20 protein-coding genes and 1 pseudogene are annotated in these 19,017 nt (G+C 46.8%); 16 read left to right on the top strand and 5 right to left on the bottom strand.

Going from position 1 to position 19,017, the window contains the following annotated elements; genetic code table 11:
• The first annotated feature begins 3 nt into the window (after window positions 1–3).
• Window positions 4–864 (top strand): RteC domain-containing protein, encoded by an 861-nt coding sequence (locus tag C4S38_RS07160; protein WP_103983150.1) that lies wholly within the window; start codon window positions 4–6, stop codon window positions 862–864.
• Between the two features lie 381 nt (window positions 865–1,245).
• On the opposite strand, the gene C4S38_RS07150 is transcribed toward C4S38_RS07160, so the two are convergent.
• Window positions 1,246–2,472, bottom strand: coding sequence for a site-specific integrase (locus C4S38_RS07150; protein ID WP_103983148.1), 1,227 nt, complete (start codon window positions 2,470–2,472; stop codon window positions 1,246–1,248).
• A gap of 790 nt (window positions 2,473–3,262) precedes the next feature.
• The gene (locus C4S38_RS07145; protein ID WP_103983147.1) at window positions 3,263–3,622 is read right to left on the bottom strand and encodes a hypothetical protein; all 360 of its coding nucleotides are present in this window, start codon (window positions 3,620–3,622) and stop codon (window positions 3,263–3,265) included.
• 517 nt (window positions 3,623–4,139) lie between these two features.
• Here C4S38_RS07145 and C4S38_RS07140 point away from each other — a divergent pair.
• The 14 genes and pseudogenes from C4S38_RS07140 to C4S38_RS07075 all read left to right on the top strand — a co-directional run bounded on the left by C4S38_RS07140 (window position 4,140) and on the right by C4S38_RS07075 (window position 15,838).
• Complete coding sequence (locus C4S38_RS07140; RefSeq protein ID WP_103983146.1) at window positions 4,140–4,550, top strand: hypothetical protein; 411 nt, start codon at window positions 4,140–4,142, stop codon at window positions 4,548–4,550.
• A gap of 106 nt (window positions 4,551–4,656) precedes the next feature.
• The gene (locus C4S38_RS07135; protein WP_103983145.1) at window positions 4,657–6,216 is read left to right on the top strand and encodes a relaxase/mobilization nuclease domain-containing protein; all 1,560 of its coding nucleotides are present in this window, start codon (window positions 4,657–4,659) and stop codon (window positions 6,214–6,216) included.
• A gap of 178 nt (window positions 6,217–6,394) precedes the next feature.
• Window positions 6,395–7,093: a ParA family protein gene (locus C4S38_RS07130; RefSeq protein ID WP_103983144.1), complete on the top strand. Its 699-nt coding sequence runs from the start codon at window positions 6,395–6,397 to the stop codon at window positions 7,091–7,093.
• Window positions 7,090–7,464, top strand: coding sequence for a hypothetical protein (locus C4S38_RS07125; protein ID WP_016277693.1), 375 nt, complete (start codon window positions 7,090–7,092; stop codon window positions 7,462–7,464). Before C4S38_RS07130 ends, C4S38_RS07125 begins: the two co-directional genes overlap by 4 nt.
• Window positions 7,465–7,477: 13 nt before the next feature.
• Window positions 7,478–8,065 (top strand): DNA-binding protein, encoded by a 588-nt coding sequence (locus tag C4S38_RS07120; protein WP_103983143.1) that lies wholly within the window; start codon window positions 7,478–7,480, stop codon window positions 8,063–8,065.
• A gap of 5 nt (window positions 8,066–8,070) precedes the next feature.
• Window positions 8,071–8,436 (top strand): hypothetical protein, encoded by a 366-nt coding sequence (locus C4S38_RS07115; protein ID WP_016277691.1) that lies wholly within the window; start codon window positions 8,071–8,073, stop codon window positions 8,434–8,436.
• Window positions 8,437–8,600: 164 nt separating this feature from the next.
• Window positions 8,601–8,957 carry a DUF4134 domain-containing protein gene (locus C4S38_RS07110; protein ID WP_016277690.1) on the top strand — a complete coding sequence of 119 codons (357 nt, stop codon included), beginning with the start codon at window positions 8,601–8,603 and terminating at the stop codon, window positions 8,955–8,957.
• A 22-nt stretch (window positions 8,958–8,979) separates the two neighbouring features.
• On the top strand, window positions 8,980–9,267 hold the full coding sequence (locus tag C4S38_RS07105; RefSeq protein ID WP_103983142.1) for a DUF4133 domain-containing protein: 288 nt from the start codon (window positions 8,980–8,982) through the stop codon (window positions 9,265–9,267).
• A pseudogene (locus C4S38_RS07100) lies at window positions 9,268–10,560 on the top strand (TraG family conjugative transposon ATPase); the annotation flags it as partial.
• Window positions 10,561–10,787: 227 nt separating this feature from the next.
• Complete coding sequence (locus C4S38_RS07095) at window positions 10,788–11,624, top strand: helix-turn-helix domain-containing protein (protein WP_103983141.1); 837 nt, start codon at window positions 10,788–10,790, stop codon at window positions 11,622–11,624.
• A 14-nt stretch (window positions 11,625–11,638) separates the two neighbouring features.
• Window positions 11,639–12,745 (top strand): site-specific integrase, encoded by a 1,107-nt coding sequence (locus C4S38_RS07090; protein WP_103983140.1) that lies wholly within the window; start codon window positions 11,639–11,641, stop codon window positions 12,743–12,745.
• Window positions 12,746–12,764: 19 nt separating this feature from the next.
• Complete coding sequence (locus tag C4S38_RS07085; RefSeq protein WP_103983139.1) at window positions 12,765–13,169, top strand: helix-turn-helix domain-containing protein; 405 nt, start codon at window positions 12,765–12,767, stop codon at window positions 13,167–13,169.
• An 11-nt stretch (window positions 13,170–13,180) separates the two neighbouring features.
• On the top strand, window positions 13,181–13,924 hold the full coding sequence (locus C4S38_RS07080) for a hypothetical protein (RefSeq protein ID WP_103983209.1): 744 nt from the start codon (window positions 13,181–13,183) through the stop codon (window positions 13,922–13,924).
• Between the two features lie 363 nt (window positions 13,925–14,287).
• The gene (locus C4S38_RS07075) at window positions 14,288–15,838 is read left to right on the top strand and encodes a coiled-coil domain-containing protein (protein WP_103983138.1); all 1,551 of its coding nucleotides are present in this window, start codon (window positions 14,288–14,290) and stop codon (window positions 15,836–15,838) included.
• Between the two features lie 46 nt (window positions 15,839–15,884).
• Here C4S38_RS07075 and C4S38_RS07070 read toward each other — a convergent pair whose 3' ends face one another.
• From C4S38_RS07070 to C4S38_RS07055, 3 genes are all read right to left on the bottom strand, one after another.
• Entirely contained in the window at window positions 15,885–16,640 is a 756-nt protein-coding gene (locus C4S38_RS07070; RefSeq protein ID WP_146059457.1) for a hypothetical protein, read from the bottom strand.
• Between the two features lie 16 nt (window positions 16,641–16,656).
• Complete coding sequence (locus C4S38_RS07065) at window positions 16,657–17,214, bottom strand: DUF4840 domain-containing protein (RefSeq protein WP_103983136.1); 558 nt, start codon at window positions 17,212–17,214, stop codon at window positions 16,657–16,659.
• Window positions 17,215–17,706: 492 nt separating this feature from the next.
• Window positions 17,707–18,060 carry a winged helix-turn-helix transcriptional regulator gene (locus C4S38_RS07055; RefSeq protein ID WP_103983135.1) on the bottom strand — a complete coding sequence of 118 codons (354 nt, stop codon included), beginning with the start codon at window positions 18,058–18,060 and terminating at the stop codon, window positions 17,707–17,709.
• 92 nt (window positions 18,061–18,152) lie between these two features.
• Between C4S38_RS07055 and C4S38_RS07050 the strand changes: the two genes are divergently transcribed.
• Complete coding sequence (locus C4S38_RS07050; protein WP_160034661.1) at window positions 18,153–18,800, top strand: flavodoxin family protein; 648 nt, start codon at window positions 18,153–18,155, stop codon at window positions 18,798–18,800.
• Window positions 18,801–19,017 lie beyond the last annotated feature (217 nt).

Below are 19,017 nucleotides of genomic sequence, written 5' to 3'. Positions count from 1 at the left end.
AGTATGGAATATGCAGCAATTAAAAGCTACGTTAGTAAATTACTCTTTCAGATACAGACCGAAATAAACATTTCTAATTCTGACGAATGTATAGGGATTGATAGGGCGTTACACATGATGCGTTTTATTAGACCTTTGTGTGATGAACTTAGGAAGTATACAGTAAATTATCAGTTTAGGGACGAGGCGGAAGAAATCTATTTCTTTAAAGAACTAAAACCGGAAGTATTAAGTAAATATATGTACTACAACAAAATTTATGTTATAGAAAGCAAATTCCCAACAGGTAGTGATGTTGCGCAAAAAGAATATCTGTACAATGAACTAAATAGTTTAACATTCTATTTCAGTAGGAATTTGGACTTTTACCAGTATTACCGTTCTAAATCTACTTATTTGGATAGATACTATTTTACCCGAAATCAAAATGATTTACGAATATGTACAGATAGTTCCCATATTGATAAAGACCCTCTATATTCAACCGGATATGATTTTAAAGTGGCTAAAATTATTACTAACGAACTGTTGAAAATCTATTTGACTAACAGATTGCAGGAATTGGAGCGTATTGTACAGCGCAAAGCGGATAACGGACAGGTTGTAGAAAGTATTTTGCGTTGGACTGGCTCTAAAAGGGCATTGGTAGAACTGATTTATGCTTTAGAAGCGAATGGGGATTTTAATAAAGGAACGGCTACTTTAAAAGAGATTGCAGGATATTTTGAAAATGTGTTCAGTATAGATATTGGTGATTTATATCATTCTTATTTGGAAATGCGAAGCCGTAAAATAAATAGAACTCGGTATTTGGAGACATTGCAAAAAAGTCTGCTCCGAAGAATGGATGAAAACGATACATGATGCGAGTTTTATTTTCTTTTCGCAAGTAATTATATTCTTGCAAATAAATAAACCATTCAGTATTTCAATCAATATTGAATGGTTTATTGTTTTCAATCAATCCAGTTTTCTTGAAATCTTGCTTTCAATCAATCAGGCTATCAATATTTCAATAAAACAAGATTGCAGAATTACAAAAATAAACTCATCGGTCGGGGAACGCCCAGCGGCAAGGGGCGGGACCACCCGTCCCGACGAGCGAAAAAATCTTTAGTTAGGGAATGTCTTTCTTTCATTGGCAACACGACTTCGGAGTGAATTTGCCCAAGGTGTTTTGCGGCACGGAAAACAGATTTGTGTGCCACAAATCACACCTTGCTGTTATCTGACGATAACACGAATTCAACGGCTGGCAGTACGATTTGGAACGTCCAGTTTTTGAGCCAACATTTCCATGTCGCCACTTACTTTCAAATCGGTAATCCTCGCATAAATTTGAGTAGTCCGGATATTGGTATGACCTAAAATTTTAGATACTGTCTCGATAGGTACACCATTGGCGAGCAGTACCGAAGTTGCACACGAATGGCGGGCAACATGGTAGGTCAAGGTCTTTTCAATTCCGCAAATGGCTGCGATTTCTTTTAAGTAATCATTCATTTTCTGATTGCTGATAACTGGTAAAATCTTACCGTTTGGCAATTTGTCCTTGTACTTTTCCAATATGGCTTTTGGTATATCCAGCAATCGAACGGTAGATGTAACATTTGTTTTGTGTCTTTTCCGTATAATCCACAAATTACCGTCAAATCCGGTGCGAATGTCCTCCTGCTTTAACTCGCATACATCAATGTAGGAAAGTGCCGTGTAACAACTGAAAATAAACAAATCACGTACCTGCTCCAACCGTTTAGAGCTAAACTCGTGGTTGTAAATGGTGGTAATTTCTTCCATAGTCAGATAATCCCTATCGGTACGTTCAAACCTTACCCGATAACTCCCGAAAGGGTCGGCAGTCACTAAACCCGTATTCTTGGCAAAGTTTACTACCGTGCGAAAACGTTGTACGAACTTCATAGCCGTATTATGGCTGCAACCATAGTTATTCTTGATATACAACAGGAAATCTTCAATGAATACCACATTTATATCTTTAATGAGCATATCGGAAACGGAGTATTTAAACTTCATAAACTCCATAAGCCGTTTCTTTGTCAGTTCATAACGTGAGTAGGTTTTGTCTGCGGTATTCATTTTAACCTTTTGCAAATACTGTTCGTTGTGCTGTTTGAAGAACTCTATCAAAGTCCGTTCCCTTGCTATCTTGCCTAAAAAAGCGTTCTTTACCAGTTCTGCGGTTACATATCCGTCTTGCGCCATTAACGCATGGTAATGTTGATGAACTGTGCTACGAATACTTTCCAGCATGGAATTGATGTGTACGGCTTCTGCGGTTCTGCCGGAAGCCTTGCCTAATTCCACGCTCCAGTGAGCCGGATTTATTTCCAACTTGGTGTTAAACTGGGCTACAACTTGGTCAATAGTGATACGTGCGATAATCGGTGCGTTACCATTTTTCTTTACTGCATTTCGTTTGACGAAATAGAGTAGCTTAAAAGTACTTCTCATAATCTCTTTTTTTAGTTACAAACTTAAATTGATAAACTGAAAATGAGATATTTGCAGTACGGACAAATCAAGACAACAAACCGCCAATTTTGGACATTCCGTGACCTAAAATCTTAAAGGGTGGACAGGTCACGAATTGGTCACGAAAGTGTGTCTTTTTGTGACCTTTTCGTGTCTTAGGTCACAGACATTATACAAAGAAAAACTCCTACAATACCTTGATATTGTAGGAGTTGTACATTTACTGTCCATTTCTGTCCAGCGTTTTTGTGATCCGAGCGGGCTTTGTGAGAGTGGTATTATCTTATTGATAATCAATTTGTTGCTTGATGTAATTGAGAAGCAATGTACCACGGTTTGTACCACATTTTCCGCTCTATTTTGGAGGACAAAATTGCCCTTATTTTCTGCTTTTGGCGAGTATGCCACAAATTTAACACTTATTATCCGAATATTTACCTATTAAACAATATTTAACTATTAAAATTTGTGTCTCTCATATTTGAACGCCTGTTTTCAGGCAAAAGTTCGGAGCTGTGGACGGGTGACATGGAGCCTCAAAAAAGGTGGCGAAAAAGGTGGCGCACACTGACCGAAAAAGTGGCGGAAAAGGTGTCTGTAAAAGTGTCCCCAAAGGTGTCCCCATAAGTGTCCGAAAGAGTGTCCCCAAGAGTGTATGTAAATGTGTCTGTATCAGTGGCGGTAAATGTGTCGGAACGGGTGTCTGAAATGGTGGCGGCAGAAGTGGCGGATAAGGTGTCGGTCAAGGTGACGGCAAAGGTGGCGCACATCAGCCGAAATCCGTACTGTTTTTCTCTCTTGCTTCCCAGCCTGAAAAACCCCACCGCAGGGAGAAGATTATGCCTGCCCTCCTGATTTTCTCCCTTAAAGAAAATTTCACGGAGCAGTCCTGTGTCGATACAATCTCCACAACGACCGCAACCCTCTCCATCCGAGCAGAAGCAGCCAGCAAACCATACGCCATACCAGAGACACAATCCGGCAGGCAAGACGTATAATCATTACAAGCGACCATCGGATAAAGCGGAGCAACAATCCTGCAATTATCGCAACAGGCAATAGATATATCATCAATAGAAGTCCGAACATGGTGAGATATTATGATATTAAGATAGTCCGATAATGCCATTCCAACATCATCAAACTATCGCCCGAAGTAATGCTCCGAGTATGTAAATATACTAAATTTCAACGACTTATGCAAGTTTTTAAGCCATTATTTTAGTACATATTCATCTGATTTTCACCTCATTTCATGCTCTGACACAAGCCATACCACAGTATATGATAATGCGATTGTCAAGGCAACGACGGCAGTCATTATCGGATAAAAGCGGTATGTGATAATAAGAGTATATGATACATATGGCAAATCATTATCCTATGATTGAATACCGGTGTTCCAAGTTGTCAGATAAAAAGATTATGTTCGGAATTTGTGCATGGTCAATCGGAGTGAGCTAACTTCGCCGTGCGAAGCGAGGTCGGGAGTGCATCGGGGCACTCGTGCCAATGGTGCAGAATTTGTTAAGCAAGTTGTACTTTTCCCCGGATAAAACGGAGTTTTACCGAAGAAAAGTAACTTGCCTCCCTGCCGGGCGGAGAAAATCAGCTCGCAACTCGCCGATTTTTAATCACTGGAAAATATGGAAAAGAGAACCAACAGAATAGAGATTCTATTTACCGATACCGAACTTGAACGGCTCAAAGTCCGCTCAAAGGAGTTCAGGAGCATAAGCTCGTATATCCGTGCCGCACTTGTGGAGTTTTCCGACAAGGACGCGAAAGACCGTATGCAAGCCGTGGAAGAGATGGCCTCGCTCTGCCGGAGATTCAAGGACGAGCTTGGCTGGGCCGGCGGCAATCTCAACCAGGCAATGAAACGCGCCAACGAACTTTCCGTAGCCGGATTGTTGAGCGAGACATATTATAAAGAGGTATTGATACCTTCCATAGATAGCTTGAAGGAGACTATGGATAAAATCATATCCGAACACTCCGATGTCGTAAGCAAGATAATACGCGGTGTACTGAAGAACGGAAATCCGAACACCTGATGCAACTATAACCGAATTATCATATATCCCCGGTTCCTTATACTCACATAATCCTAAACCGTGTTTTATCTTAATCATATATTCACATGATAGATCATATATTCACATGATAGCGACAATACTTCCTTCAAGCACTTGCTTCCATGCGGTCGGATATAATGAACGCAAGGTAGCCAAAGGCTCGGCACATCTGCTGGAAATGAAAAATTTTGATGCGGTCGAAATGATGGGACACCATACTCCCGACGACCTTGTGGCCTATCTTGAAAATTACTCTTCCAAAAATCCGAGAATCAAGAAAGCGCAGTTCCACATGGCGTTTTCATGCCGGGGACACGAAAAGACGGAACAGGAGCTTCTGGACTTCGCCCACGAATATCTCCGGGAGATGGGATATGGCGAAGAAGGACAGCCCCTGCTGGTTTACGGACATACCGATACTGACAACACCCATATACATATAATAACATCGCGTGTGGCACCGGACGGTCGCAAGATAGACCATAACCATGAACGGGTAAGGTCGCAACGTGTGGTCGAGCGGTTGCTTGGAAACGACATTAACGAGAAAGCACGCAGGGATATGGAAGAAGCCCTGTCTTATAAATTCACATCCATCACACAGTTCAAGGCTCTTATGAACTCGCTCGGTTATGAGTGCTACGACAATGAGGGAGTGGTATCCATAAAACGTGGCGGTGCGGTGTGTCTTAAAATACCGCTGGAGGAAATCAGCTCACATTACCGTTCAACGACATTCGACCGTCAGCGCAGGAGACAGCTCCGCGCCATATTCGCCAAATACCGAGACCTGACCGCCAACAAGAAAGAACTCGCCGATGAACTGAAAAGAAAATTCGGTATCGAGCTTGTGTTTTTCGGAAAGAAAGATTCTCCATACGGTTATATGATAATCGACCATAACAAGAAAGCTGTCATCAACGGAGGCAAGATATATCCGATAAAGGAGCTGCTGGATTTTGCGACACCTGATGAACGGTTCGCAAGAATAGACTCACAAATCGACGCCCTGTTAGCCAATGATCCAAAAATCACCATCGGCGAGCTTAACGACATACTGAGCCGCCAGTACAAGGCCTATGTGAAACAGGGGCAGATATGGCGAGGCAGAGACAGCCGACCTCTCCGCCCCCATATGTGGGAGGCTCTGAGACACAACAACCGTATTCAATGGGTGGAGTGCTTCGCTCCGGCAACGGAAGCGGAGCGGGACTTCCTCTGTTCAATCGGCAAGGTGACTGTGCCCCACATGGTGGAAATCAATGGGACAAGGACAACTCAGTACAATAACCGGCTGTCAGATCTGAGGAGCATATTTGACAGCAGCACAGGTTATATACGCCGTCAGACACTCCGCAGTGCAGGATTTACAATCCGGGATATTGAGGGAGAAATGTATGCCTTTGACATGAAAGCCCGCGTCCTTATAAATCTTGAAAACGAGGGCTTCGATATAAGACGGCTCCAGTTTGTCAAGAATCCCGTCGAGAACAAAAAACAAAACGCGGCCGTCAGACGAAAGCCCGGTTCCGGAATAAGGAAGCCGCATGACGTGGAGTCAGGTCAAGGTCAGAACAGGGAATGGGAAGTAGGCTACAAAGGGGACTATGACAGGATAGATGATGAGTCCTCGATAAGACGATAGCCTGTTTCCGTGACTTCTATCCGGTGACACTGTGTGCGTGATAGCCACTATATTACACGCTCAGATAGCCATTTCAACACAATATCGCATTATCCGATGATGAAAACTGTTCGGAATTTCGGGTTTAGCAATCGGCCCATGATAATTTTGCTCAAAAACCAACCGACAGTTTCTATCAATGGAATCAACCTGTATAATCACATTCGCCAATCAGAAAGGCGGTGTAGGCAAGACAACGCTGTGCGCCCTTTTCGCAAGCTACCTTGTGTCAAGAGGGCACAGTGTGACCGTGTTCGACACCGATCCGCAGCAGTCCATCGTCAAGAAACGCACAGCGGACACCGCCACCTATGCCGGAGTGCCGCTGCCTTATAACGTATATCCTTTCAGCATGAGCAACGAGCCGGCTCTTATCGCGTTGATCGAGAACCTGCACAACTCAGCCGCCGTGGACTTCGCTCTGTTTGACTCGGCAGGCAGTCTCAACGACCAGGCGTTGCTGGCACTTTTCGCCAATACGGATTATTTGCTGACTCCGTTCCACTATGACAACCTGACCGTACCCTCAACCGCTGTATTTGTCGCCATGATAGTCGAATTGAGGCGAAGCATCGGAAATGCCATGAAAACGGTACACTATGTAATACCCAATCTTGAAGAACAGGGTGTCGGCACCAAAGAGGAAAAGGAGTTATGGAAGCTCGTGAACAAGAAGCTGAGCGAACACGTGCGTATAGCACCGACCGTTTATAAACGCCAGACACTACGCCGTTTCAGCACAATCTCCGGCATGGACGACCAGATGCTCGTAGTTTCACCGGCCTTCGACCATATTTACAATGACATATTCGGCATACCAAATACAGAAGAAGAATGAACCAGGACACCCCATACCCCAAACTGAACGACCTGCTCGGAGGACTCGGCAACCTTGTTCCCGGAGCGGAGACCATGCCACCGGCACCGGAACAGCATACTGTTCCCGAACCTGAGCCGTCGCCCGACAATGACGATGACTGGGAGCTTTTCAGAAAGAATCTTGCCCTGTATAATTTCAGGGAGAAAAAAGATGACCGCATGATATGCAAGCTCGACCGCGACCTTGCGGACTCCCTCGATGCCTGCGACATCGACCGCAAATGCCGCTCCGATATTGTGAACGCAATAGTCAGGACTTTTGTAAACCGGTATCTTGACAGGCTGCGGCAATTCAGGAAAAACAACAGGTCATTACTCGGCAACACATAAAAACTTACTGGATATGAGAACAATCAAATGGTCTTATGATATGCTCCGCACACTGCGTGAGATGTATCCGCACGACACGAATACACGGATAGCAGCCGCTATCGGTGTGGGTACGAGGTGTGTGGTGGCGAAAGCAGCCGAACTCGGACTTGAAAAGGAACGTGACATCAGACGCAAGGAGGCTGAGAGAATCCTGATGGAGAATTACCGCACTCATTCCCAGTCCGAACTGTCACGCCTGACAGGATTGAGTCTCCGTACCGTCAAACGCATGGCCGGACGTTTGGGACTGAAACGCGATGCCGATGATGCCTCACGGTTCATTTCCTCCAGACGCAAGGAGATAATACGTCGTGAGAGGCTGCGCCTGAGGATAGGACTTGCCCCGATAACTAATGTCAAGGTCACAGGCAACCGCCGACGGGCAATCTTACGCAACCGGCTCAAACAATACGGATATGTGGTCATGCGTGGCAACGACACCGTATTTTTCAGTCCTGACATGGCACGCTGTTCAAGACACGAGGACAGAGGCGTATCCCTCGGCCTTACTTTTCTTCCCTTGCCGCAACAACAATTATTCACAACAAAAATAATCTGATAATCATGTTCGGAACTATTTTTACCTGCCTGACAGCCGTACTCATATTATATTATGCAGTCCTTGTCTGTATGGATCTTTTCATAAAGCCTACGGGAGCCGCCGATGAATCCGGCACACCTGATGAAGCTGAGATCGACATATCCGATGAAGCAAACTCATTCAAGGCTATCGAAATCAAGCGTGGTCAACAGAGTGCCAAGAAGCCGGTCAAGGCTCCGGCCGAGAAACCTACCCTCTCCAAGCCGCTGATGACAAATTATCTTCCGGTTGAACAGCTTGCAAGAAAAGCCCGCAACATCACCAGTTCTGAAGATGCCTCCCTCGCCGGCCTCGGAGAAATCATCATCAAATGTGAGTCCGCTGCCTGAAATAACCTGACTTATTGCTAACCATTTTGTATCACCTAATACCTCTCTCCCCGAACCGATGCCTTTATTGAACTAAGTTGTCTTTATTGCCCGACACTGCCTTTAACGCCCTGCATTGCCTTTAACGCCCGATAACCTTTTCAAGAACTTATCAATCAGCGTATATGCAGAAAATCAAATCAAAGTGTCAGCGTGCTATCTCACGCCTCGGCAACTCAGCCTTCGCCCGTAAGGGTATGCTTGCTATGGGCGCGGTGATGCTCACCGTGTCCGACATGATGGCCGCCAGCAAGGGTGCGGCAGGCTTCACCAAAGCCACACAGGAGGTAAGCTCCTACCAGACCCCTGTCTCCAATCTCATGAAGGCGATCGCCGCAGTGATTGTCCTCGTGGGTGCCTTCAATGTCTATTTCAAGATGCAGAACGGCGACCAGGACGTCAAGAAGACCATCATGCTCACCATCGGCGGCTGTATAGCCTTCATCGCACTGAGCGAGGCTCTTCCGCTCTTCTTCAAGTAAGCAACCGCAGATCCATACAGTCATGGCGATATACAACGACGGCTATCCGGTTTACAAAGGGTTACAGAAACCATTGGAGTTCATGGGAATACGCGGACGTTTCCTGACATTGGCGGCTGCCGCCATAGGAGTGTCCTTCGTGGGGTTCATAGTGTTCTCCATCGCATTGGGAAAGCTCGCGGGGTTTATCGCCATGCTTGTAATGGCTGCCGCAGGGCTGGTTACAATATATGTCAAGCAGCGCGGCGGACTGCACAACAAACGGCGTGACCGTGGAATCTTTATTTATCACAATTTATTCAAGCATTGAATGGCAAAGGAAAATAAAAAAGTCTTCGACGGGATATACGCCCAGTTGGAGGAAACGGACGGTAATGTCGTGCTGTTCGACGCAAAGGGGGCCCCCTCTGTCATCTTTGAAATGACAAACCCTGTTCTCCGGCTGTGTACCGACTCGGAGCGGTACATGGTATTTCAGGACGTGCTGGCCAACATCGTCCAAACGCTCGGCGAAGGCTATGCCTTGCAGAAGCAGGACATATTCTGCCGCCAGCGTTACCACCGCGACGTACCCGAAGACGCCGAGTTCCTGACCCGGAGCTATTTCAATTACTTCGAGGGCCGTGAGTTCACTGAAATCACCACCTATCTGATAGTGACACAGGAGGCGCAGCGCGGACAGTTCGTGCAATACGACCCCAAGAAATGGCTCGACTTCCATTCAAAGGTCGCCAAAGTTGACGACATTCTCACCGAGAAAGGGATAAGCCACCGCAAGCTGACGAAGCCGGAGGTCAACGAGTACCTGCACCGCTTCATGGCGTTCCATTTCCAGCACGGGCCATTCTCCATGACAAATTTCAAGGCTTCGGACGAATACCTGCGGACAGGCAACCGCATTATCCGCTCATATCCCCTTGTGGATATTGACGAGATAAATCTCCCCTCGGTAGTGAAGCCATATACCGAGATGAGTGTCAACGGTTATCCTGTGGCTACCGATGTGTTCTCATTCCTTGCCGAAGTGCCTCACGCCGACTGCGTGGTGTTCAATCAGGTGGTGCAGATACCGGGACAGAGAAAGCTGCTACGTAAATTGCAAGGAAAGGCGAAGCGTCACGGCTCCATGCCCGATCCGAGCAACAAGATAGCAAAGGCCGACATCGAGGAAGTTCTCAATATCCTCGCCGTTGACTCTTCCCTTCTTGTAAACACCAATTTCAACATCATAGTGAGCTGTCCTCCCGGCAAGGTCACTCCTGTCACCTCATATCTTGAGACCAAACTCTACGAGTGCGGTATAATGCCGTCACGCACAGCCTACAACCAGCTTGAGCTGTTCATCAACTCCTTTCCGGGCTGCGCCTACGGCTTTAATCCCGACTATGACCTGTTCCTCACGCTGTCGGACTCGGCACTGTGCCTGTTCTTCAAGGAACACCTCAAAGGGTGCGAGGACACGCCTCTCACCACATTCTACACCGACCGTCAGGGACTCCCGGTGTGCATCGACATAACCGGCAAGGAGGGCAAGGTGAAGATGACCGACAACGCCAACTTCTTCTGCATCGGGCCTTCCGGTTCCGGCAAGTCCTTCCACATGGAGTTTCGGAGGGCAAAACGGCGACAAACAGCTGCAAAAATTGATGTTATAATACCTTGATTTTCAGCTAATAGATTTTAACAAACGAGATTTTCGCCTATTGGCGATTCGTCCTTTTCGGAGTATTTTTGTACCGCGATTGTACCACGCGAGAGGGGTCACACGGCACGACTTCCTTTCAGCAGCGTGCAACAGCTTTCAAGAGCGTGCAACAAATTTCTTCGATAATGGACCGTCAAATTAAACATAATTTAACAGGTCAGCCCGGCTATGACTGGGGCATGACCGACAAGCCTTTCCTCACCATCGGGGAAGTGGCGGACATCCTGCAAGTGAGCAGCCGGACAGTGTATAACCTCATTTATAAAGGCACTCTCCGGGCTTGCAGACTGACATACCACATCACAATCATCACCAAGGAGGATTTCTTTCTGATGATTAGAGAGACAACCTACTGCAAGCGGAGCGTGTCAATCTTCGCCAAGCAGGGTAAAAAGACAAAAAAGAAGATGAACGAAGATACACCGAACACTGAAAAAGACCTTTCCCAAAAGGAGGGAAAGAAGAAAGCGAAGGGTAGCCCGAAACGGCAGCTCATTCCGGCGGCTAACTACAAGCAGTCCGTGCGCGACACGTTCACGGACAGGGAGAGTGCCGGAGGCGACCTTTATACGATGGCTGAGATATGCCAGAAATTCAATTATACCTACGGGCGATTTTACAATCTCCGTATGCGATACTCGATACCCTGTGTCAAAGCCAACGCCACCAAGTGCTTCCCGAAAGCCGAGGTTGACAAGGCTATGGCTGAGGAAGCTGAACGGCTGGGAAGCAACCTGTCGGAGCACTGGTATTCCTGTTTCGACATCATGCGCCTGTTCGGTCTGGGCAAGACCCAAGTCCGCAGGTTCGCGCTCACCCACGGGGTAAGGACAAAGCGCATACACGGCAACCGCTTGTACTATCTCAAGGCTGACTGGGACGAGGCACGGAAGGTGTCGGAACGCAAGAGTGCAAGCACGAAAGCCAAGCGAGAGCCGGACAATGAATCAGACAACAATTAAAAATCTCAACTGATATGACAAACATCTGCACGAAAGTGACTGTAAGGAAGCGACCCATCAAGAACGGTCAGGTGTCGCTTTACCTTGACTTCTACCCGGCTATACGGCATCCAAAGACAGGAAAGCCGACAAGACGGGAGTATCTGGGAATATACATCTATGCCGACCCGAAAGACAAATTCGAGGCTGAGTTCAACAAGACCATGCTCCGCAATGCCGAGCTTGTCAAATGTCGCAGAACCGAAGCCATCATCAACGAGGAATACGGATTTCTCGACCGCAATCGCGGCAAGGAGAGTTTTCTTGAGTATTTCCGATCCAAGATGGCGGACGATGACAATTACCGCAACTGGAACACCGCTTACAAGCACTTCGAGAAGTATTGCGGCGGAAGCTGCACCTTCGACAATCTGACGCTTGACTTCTGCCAGGGATTTCTCACCTACCTGCTGTCGCTCACCACTCCAACCAAGGGCAAGATGATGGCTTCCACCGCCAACAACAACCTCAACAAGCTGAAATGCGTCCTCCGCATCGCATACGAGGAGAAACGCATCAAGGAGAACATCGCTCCACGGTTGAAGCACGCCAAGGAGTCAAGCACGAAACGCGAGTTCCTGACGCTTGAAGAGGTGAGGATGCTTGCCGCCACTCCCTGCGAAAAACCTGTTATACGGAGTGCCGCACTGTTCTCCTGCCTTACGGGTCTGCGCATCAGCGACATCATCCGTCTGCAATGGGAGAACATCATAAGAGGAGCTGACGGCGGCTGGTGCATGCACATCGTCACCAAGAAAACCAAGACGGAAGCCGTGCTGCCGCTGTCGGATGAAGCACTCGCGCTATGCGGCGAGCGTGGCGAGGGGCAGGTGTTCAAGGGGCTGACACAGACCATCCTTCCCCTCTATCTCAAGGACTGGATTAAGTCTGCCGGGATAACGAAGCACATCACGTTCCACGGGTTCAGGCACACCTACGCGACCCTGCAACTCGCCGCTGGAACTGACCTCTACACCATTTCAAAGATGCTTACGCACAGCAACGTGGGAACGACACAGATTTATGTCGATGTCGTGAGCGATCTGAAGCGCAAGGCATCCGAACAGATTACACTCAAATGACAACCAATCCGAACAGTATATGAACAACATAACATTTGAACAACTGCCGCAGGCGGTTTCCATGCTGATTGAAAAGGTGGGGTTGCTCACCGACAAGGTGGAGAAAGTGCTCGGCATGACACCGCAGCAGAATGGCGAGTGTCGCACCCTTCTCTCCCTTAATGAAGTCGCGGCGCTTCTCGGCAAATCGGCTTCCACCATCTATGCCATGACTTCCGATAAGCGGATCCCTTACCACAAGCGGGGCAACAAGCTCTACTTCTTCCAGAATGAAATCATCGCATGGATTGAACAGGGCGGCACATCGGGAGTAGCCAGCGAGAGCGAGATTGAAAGACGGCTTGAGGAACTGCGCAACGGCAAGAAACGCAAGCCGGGAGCGTTGACGGACGGCAACAGCCGGATGTCCGCAGTAGCACTATAATGTCACAGACCATGAGCAAGGAGATACAGACCATACACTACTGCACTATACTTTCAGCCGTACAGTGGGATTTTCTTTTGGAAGGCAGGTTTTTCCCTCTCAGGCAGAAGTGCCTCCACCGACTGATGAACGGTGCTGTGCGGACAAGAACCGCCTATAAAATCAAGGGCGTTGATATTGTGCTGGAGGTGGGACAGGTGGCGGCATCCGATGTGGAACTGGCAGAGTTTTTGGGCTGCAACCGTAAGACGGTCGGCAAGCTCATCGACAGCTTCAACCGCTTCGGTATGCTGACCACTCGGACCAACAACCGCACTTCCGTCCACTCCCTGCATTTTCTCACGGGCTGGTATGTCGGAGGTGTCCTTGTCACCAATCCCCATTATGTCAGACCTTCGGCTGCCGCCAAAGGACAGACGGGCGATGTGCGGACACCTGTTTCCGACAGTCTGTCATCAGAAGAAGAACCGGGAGGCGCAGCGGTGGACTGCCACACAAGAGGGAAGGAAACGGACAGCTTGGCGACAGGCGCGGCATCCCTTTCCTCTTCCCTTCTTTTGCCGGACAGTTCCAATCCGTCAGCCTATGTGCATGACGGCGACAGTCATAATCCGCCGCCCGATATGTTCATGGCGGACACAACCGCAAATCGGCATATCATAGACAGCGGTAACGTAGCCTCCGGCGAGAACGGCGCAGGAAGCCACAGCGAGGCGCAGGACGGCACGGATGGCGGCAAGGGTAATCCTGCATAGGCACGAGAACCGAAAGTGCGGAAAACGGCTCAAATCGGGATTTCGTTGGTCGGGAACGGGAACAAGGGCTTGCCCTGTATAGCCCACTATAACTTCTCCGCTGCGCTCCCGAAGTTGTGGGCTCTCCCGAGGGGCTGGGCTTTGCCCCGTCCCACTCATGGCTCTGCCCTGAGAACCCGGTCGGATGGCTGTCAGCCCCCGACGCCCCTGACCAAAGAGTGACCCTCTCTTTGGAAACTCCGCTCAGTGGTCTCGACCCCTGAGAACCCCGAGCAGGAAGTGACCCTCTCCCTGCACCCTCCGATTAAGGCTCCGCCCTAATGACCCTTTCCCTATTGTAAATCTGTAAACATCATCATGCCTATGGCACAGAAGACATCAGTCAACATCAAGCCCTGCAACATCGGAAGCAGCGAGGAACACAACAGGCGGAAAGCCGAATACCTCGCCCGTGTCAATAAGGAAAAGCTCTACATCCGTACCGAGCTCATGACCCGAAACGAGGCATGGGTAGCACCTGAATTTGAAAACTCGACACTGACCGACCGCTATAATCAGATAGCCGCGATGGTAAAGGAGAAGACAGGTCGGGCGATGCAGACCAAAGACCGTGAGCGTGTGAACAAGAAGACGGGAAAGGTGACCGTCGTGCGCGGCAGCACTCCGCTCAAGGAGGGTGTCGTGGTAATCAAGGATGATACCACGATGGAGCAGTTGCGACATTTCTGCGAGGTGTGTAAGCAGCGTTGGGGAATCACAGCTTTGCAAATCTTCATCCACCGTGACGAGGGGCATTACGTCACTCCCGGAGAGACCGCCACATGGAAGCCCAACCTTCATGCCCATATCGTATGGGACTGGATGAACCACGACACCGGGAAGTCCTGCAAGCTGGACGATAAAGCCATGAGCGAGATGCAGACGCTGTTGGCTGAGTGTCTTGACATGGAAAGGGGCACCTCAAAGGAGGTGACGGGGAAGGAGCATCTTGAACGCGCTGACTTCATCATCGCCAAGCAAAAGCAGGAAGCGGAACAGGTAAAGGCGGAAAAGGAAGCAGCCGAAGCCGACAGGGATGCCGCGATCCGTGAAACGGACAATGCCAAATCTGAACATGAAAAGCTCCAAACCTTAAACGAGGAGAAGCAGCGGCGCAGCGAGGAACTTGACAGCAAGATTGCCGAAAAGGAGGAACGCGCGAGAGAGGTTGACCGTGAGAACACGGACAGCATAAAGTCCGGCATCGCCAATCTTTTCGGCAAGGGCAAGTACGCAGCCATCGAGCAGGAGAACGAGAGACTGAAAGCCGAGAACGAGCATATCAAAGAATCGTTCCCCGATACCGTCAGGAAAGAGGTGGCGAAGCGGACAAAGGCACTGACCGATGCGAAGCGGACGGTCGAACTGGAGCGTGACAGTGCCATGGCAATCGCTGACACTTATGAATCCGAGAGGGACACGGCACTGCGGCAGCTCCGGGAACAGAAGACCGGGGAGCAGCACCGTATCAGCATGGCGGTGAACCGGGCAACAGCGGAGAAGGACAAGACCATCGAGCGGTTGCAGGCTACGCTGAAATCGAGCCGGGATATTCTGAATATCATCGCCGATATTCTCTACAAGGCAAGCGAGGTATTCAGGCGAGCTATTGAAGCGATTATCCATTTCGCCACGGAACGGCATAAGTCAATCTTCTCTCCCTCCGAAGCCGCCGACATCAAGAGCGTGATGCAGAGCTACGGAGAGACCACTGAGCAGCAGAAAGCGGTCGGCGCATGGCTCTGTGACTATGCGGAACACCGGCAGCCCTTTGATGAAATAAAACATCGCCACACACTCAATGAGGTTGGCGATGTCGCGGAAGGAGCTTATGATTGGAGGATTGACAGAGGGCGAGGTGGAGTCAGCTTATGATTTTATTCAATGGGCAAACAAATGATTGATCGTTTTTAACGAAAACTCAGAAAGGTTGTAAGACACATGATATTTTACAGTTATTGAAAGAATCTGTCATAATCATGGTTATACGTTTCATCGGAAGACCTCTTGAAGCAATACTATTATCCCAGCCATATTCAAAGTACTTATCGAACATACTGAGATATTCTCCGTCTCCACCGAGTGTATAACTGAACCCTTCAAATTCTTCACCATGATGGGAATGAAGCGTCATATTAAGAGTGAAAATGTTTGTAGTGCTGCGTTCAATGTCAAAATACCCGGTAGCGATACACTTCATCTCATATGTCAGATTATCCTGATACATAATCTTTATTTGCTTGGTATTCTCTTCATCTCTGATAAACCGAATTTCATTTCTTTCGTTCAGATATGGGTTGGTATTATCTCCACTTATTTCCGTAACCATAAATGAAAGATAAAAATCTTCAACTGTGAATTTCAAAGTGACCGGAGTGTTTGTTTTCACATCGGTAATAGTCAGATTAGATTCACCTTTGGCTGTAGGGATTACTATCAATGTTTGCGTATCATCATCTATATAGTATTTTCCCAAAACATCCGGATTACTTGCAGTCAACTCATATACACCCCCTCCATCAACAAAACTGATGGAAGAACCAACTCCAACACGAATAGTATAATCCGTCTGTCCAAACCTAATTGGATAAATTTCAGGCTCATCATTTTCACTGCAAGCTGCTGTAAAAATGCTCACTATTAAAAGAAACGCAAGTTTGAGATAATGTGATTTCATATATACATATTGTTTTTTATTCATAGGTTCCTCCATAGTGATACACGAGCTGTTGGAATGGCTCGTATTTTTTATCTCCTACCCATAACTCCTTCGGAGAGAGATTGAACATTATGCTATGGTAAAAGTAATCGGCATGGCCGCCAAAACTTTGGTCGAAAACGATTTTGACTGTTTCAGGAGCACCATATCCACCAGGACAAATCACATTCTCTGGAAGTAATACAAAATGATACATTTGCTCATCCATTTGATAAAATTCATAAGGAGCTTTGACCTGAACCGTGCCTATGTCACGAAGCCGGGATGCAATTTTTTCATCAGTAATAGAGAGTGCCATTAGAGACAAGTCCATGTTGACTGTCAAGGAATCCTTTGAGATCGCCTTGCACGCATTACCTTCTGATATTGTTTCCCCATGATAATAAGAAACCCTCATTTCTCCATGATAAGTGCCTTTCATTTCAAAAAGTGCTCTTTGGATTTCCGATGATGAAAACTTTGGCTCATCATTATTGCAGCTTGAAATGAATACCAAGGCGATGAACAGAATAATTGTGGTTATTTGTTTCATGCTATTTTCTTTTTCTCGTATGGCTCAATGGAGAGATTAATTTATAATGCAGAAACGTGAGCCAACTATGCCACGTCTAAGTGAAGGTCGTAGGAAACCATTAGTGCAGATGTAACAATAGCAGCCCACGCTATATGCGTGAGAACCACTATGCTATCTCTTGCACCGAATGAAAAGTTCCTACGTTTTCACTTACAAGATAAGCATAACGCTTCTTATTATTTCAAAATGTCGTGGAAAGAGTTGCCTCAATCCACATGCAAAGATAATACAAATCCCGTAAAGACTCCTCGTTAACAAGTAAAAATCAGCGTTTCAAGGCTCATTTTTCCCCTTTTTGTACCGCTATTGGTTCTCCAAGCGTCCAAAACCCTGTTTTATAGCAGCAAAATATAATTCCTTGACAACTATCTACGACACTTAATCGAGACATCTGCTAACGGGAAAAACACAATAATCAGAGAACATTCATTGTTATGCAATAACCCCCTTCTATAATCTATCATCCAATAATTGCTTTCCCCATTCGGCTATATCTCTTACAATAGGCAATATTGATTGTCCTATTGGAGTGAGTGAATATTCTACGCGAGGAGGAACAACTGGATATACCTCTCGTTTTATTATACCGTCATATTCCAATTCTCGTGCAGTTTGGGTAAACATCTTATTTGACACCCCCGACATTTTACGTTGCAAATCTGATGAACGTAAAGCTCCATTTTGCAACATATAAATCATTATGATTTTCCACTTGCCGCCTATTTTATCAAGAGCAAGGTCAAGCGTACAAAAATATTCTTTTCCATGAAAAAATATTTTATCCGTATTGTTTTGTTTTTCCATAATTTACTCCTTTTAGTTACTATATAACTTATTGGTGTGTACTTGCAAAGATAAGAATAATGGACTTACTTTGCAAGCAAATTCGACAATATATGAGTTCAGTAATCATCATCAACGGAAGCCCTCGCAAGGACGGGAACACGGCAAAAATGTGTCGTGCTTTTGCTGAGGGTGTTAAATCACAGTTGCAAGACGCAACTGTTGAAACCGTCAATCTGTATGACTTCGATTTCAAAGGCTGCCGCAGTTGCTTCGCCTGTAAACTCAAAGGCTCAAAGAGCTACGGTCATTGTTCTGTCAAAGACCCAATAATGCCAGTTCTTGAAAAGGCAGCTCAGGCGGATATTCTGGTACTCGGTTCTCCAATTTTTCTGATGGATGTATCCGCGCAGATGAAAGCCTTTCTTGAAAGACTCATCTTCCCGTTTGCCACTTATGAAGCTGGCTATAAAACGATTGCGCCAAAACGATGTGATGTGGTAACCATATATACCATGAATGTTCCAAAAGAAATGTTCCCCGAGGCTGTCATTGCTAACATAGAATCTTTCATCGGACACGTTTTCAATCAACCTAACCGAATCTGTGCGTTCAACACATATCAGTTCTCGGATTATTCCAAGTATGCTGTGGAGGTATTTGACGAGGAAAGCAAGAGAAAATATCGGGATGATATGTTCCCTGTTGAATTAGAATCAGCCTTTACTTTAGGCATGAAAATGGCTGAGAACATCAGATAAGCGTCACTTCGCTTTGCATACTTGCTCCATAATTTCGTGGCACAACCCACAAGATTATGGAGCATTTCTTTTCTATTCAAGGATTGTTTTGTATTTATCCTCATTCCGAACCGCTATTATCGTTCTGTAAAAAACCTTATCAACTGTTAATATTTAGTTAAATCTTTCATTCAAAATACACGATTTTTCTAATCCTTTCACTCCCTCAAAGCAACTT

It is taken from the genome of Parabacteroides chinchillae (genome assembly GCF_900108035.1).
Classification (GTDB): Bacteria; Bacteroidota; Bacteroidia; order Bacteroidales; family Tannerellaceae; genus Parabacteroides; species Parabacteroides chinchillae.
The sequence above is the reverse complement of the archived record's forward strand: the minus strand, read 5'-3'. Positions and strand labels throughout refer to the sequence as shown.

Excerpts from the sequence above, each read along its gene's own strand:
- C4S38_RS07160 (WP_103983150.1), top strand. The coding sequence starts at position 4 with ATGGAATATGCAGCAATTAAAAGCTACGTTAGTAAATTACTCTTTCAG.
- C4S38_RS07150 (WP_103983148.1), bottom strand. The coding sequence starts at position 2,472 with ATGAGAAGTACTTTTAAGCTACTCTATTTCGTCAAACGAAATGCAGTA.
- C4S38_RS07145 (WP_103983147.1), bottom strand. The coding sequence starts at position 3,622 with ATGGCATTATCGGACTATCTTAATATCATAATATCTCACCATGTTCGG.
- C4S38_RS07140 (WP_103983146.1), top strand. The coding sequence starts at position 4,140 with ATGGAAAAGAGAACCAACAGAATAGAGATTCTATTTACCGATACCGAA.
- C4S38_RS07135 (WP_103983145.1), top strand. The coding sequence starts at position 4,657 with ATGATAGCGACAATACTTCCTTCAAGCACTTGCTTCCATGCGGTCGGA.
- C4S38_RS07130 (WP_103983144.1), top strand. The coding sequence starts at position 6,395 with ATGGAATCAACCTGTATAATCACATTCGCCAATCAGAAAGGCGGTGTA.
- C4S38_RS07125 (WP_016277693.1), top strand. The coding sequence starts at position 7,090 with ATGAACCAGGACACCCCATACCCCAAACTGAACGACCTGCTCGGAGGA.
- C4S38_RS07120 (WP_103983143.1), top strand. The coding sequence starts at position 7,478 with ATGAGAACAATCAAATGGTCTTATGATATGCTCCGCACACTGCGTGAG.
- C4S38_RS07115 (WP_016277691.1), top strand. The coding sequence starts at position 8,071 with ATGTTCGGAACTATTTTTACCTGCCTGACAGCCGTACTCATATTATAT.
- C4S38_RS07110 (WP_016277690.1), top strand. The coding sequence starts at position 8,601 with ATGCAGAAAATCAAATCAAAGTGTCAGCGTGCTATCTCACGCCTCGGC.
- C4S38_RS07105 (WP_103983142.1), top strand. The coding sequence starts at position 8,980 with ATGGCGATATACAACGACGGCTATCCGGTTTACAAAGGGTTACAGAAA.
- C4S38_RS07095 (WP_103983141.1), top strand. The coding sequence starts at position 10,788 with ATGGACCGTCAAATTAAACATAATTTAACAGGTCAGCCCGGCTATGAC.
- C4S38_RS07090 (WP_103983140.1), top strand. The coding sequence starts at position 11,639 with ATGACAAACATCTGCACGAAAGTGACTGTAAGGAAGCGACCCATCAAG.
- C4S38_RS07085 (WP_103983139.1), top strand. The coding sequence starts at position 12,765 with ATGAACAACATAACATTTGAACAACTGCCGCAGGCGGTTTCCATGCTG.
- C4S38_RS07080 (WP_103983209.1), top strand. The coding sequence starts at position 13,181 with ATGAGCAAGGAGATACAGACCATACACTACTGCACTATACTTTCAGCC.
- C4S38_RS07075 (WP_103983138.1), top strand. The coding sequence starts at position 14,288 with ATGGCACAGAAGACATCAGTCAACATCAAGCCCTGCAACATCGGAAGC.
- C4S38_RS07070 (WP_146059457.1), bottom strand. The coding sequence starts at position 16,640 with ATGAAATCACATTATCTCAAACTTGCGTTTCTTTTAATAGTGAGCATT.
- C4S38_RS07065 (WP_103983136.1), bottom strand. The coding sequence starts at position 17,214 with ATGAAACAAATAACCACAATTATTCTGTTCATCGCCTTGGTATTCATT.
- C4S38_RS07055 (WP_103983135.1), bottom strand. The coding sequence starts at position 18,060 with ATGGAAAAACAAAACAATACGGATAAAATATTTTTTCATGGAAAAGAA.
- C4S38_RS07050 (WP_160034661.1), top strand. The coding sequence starts at position 18,153 with ATGAGTTCAGTAATCATCATCAACGGAAGCCCTCGCAAGGACGGGAAC.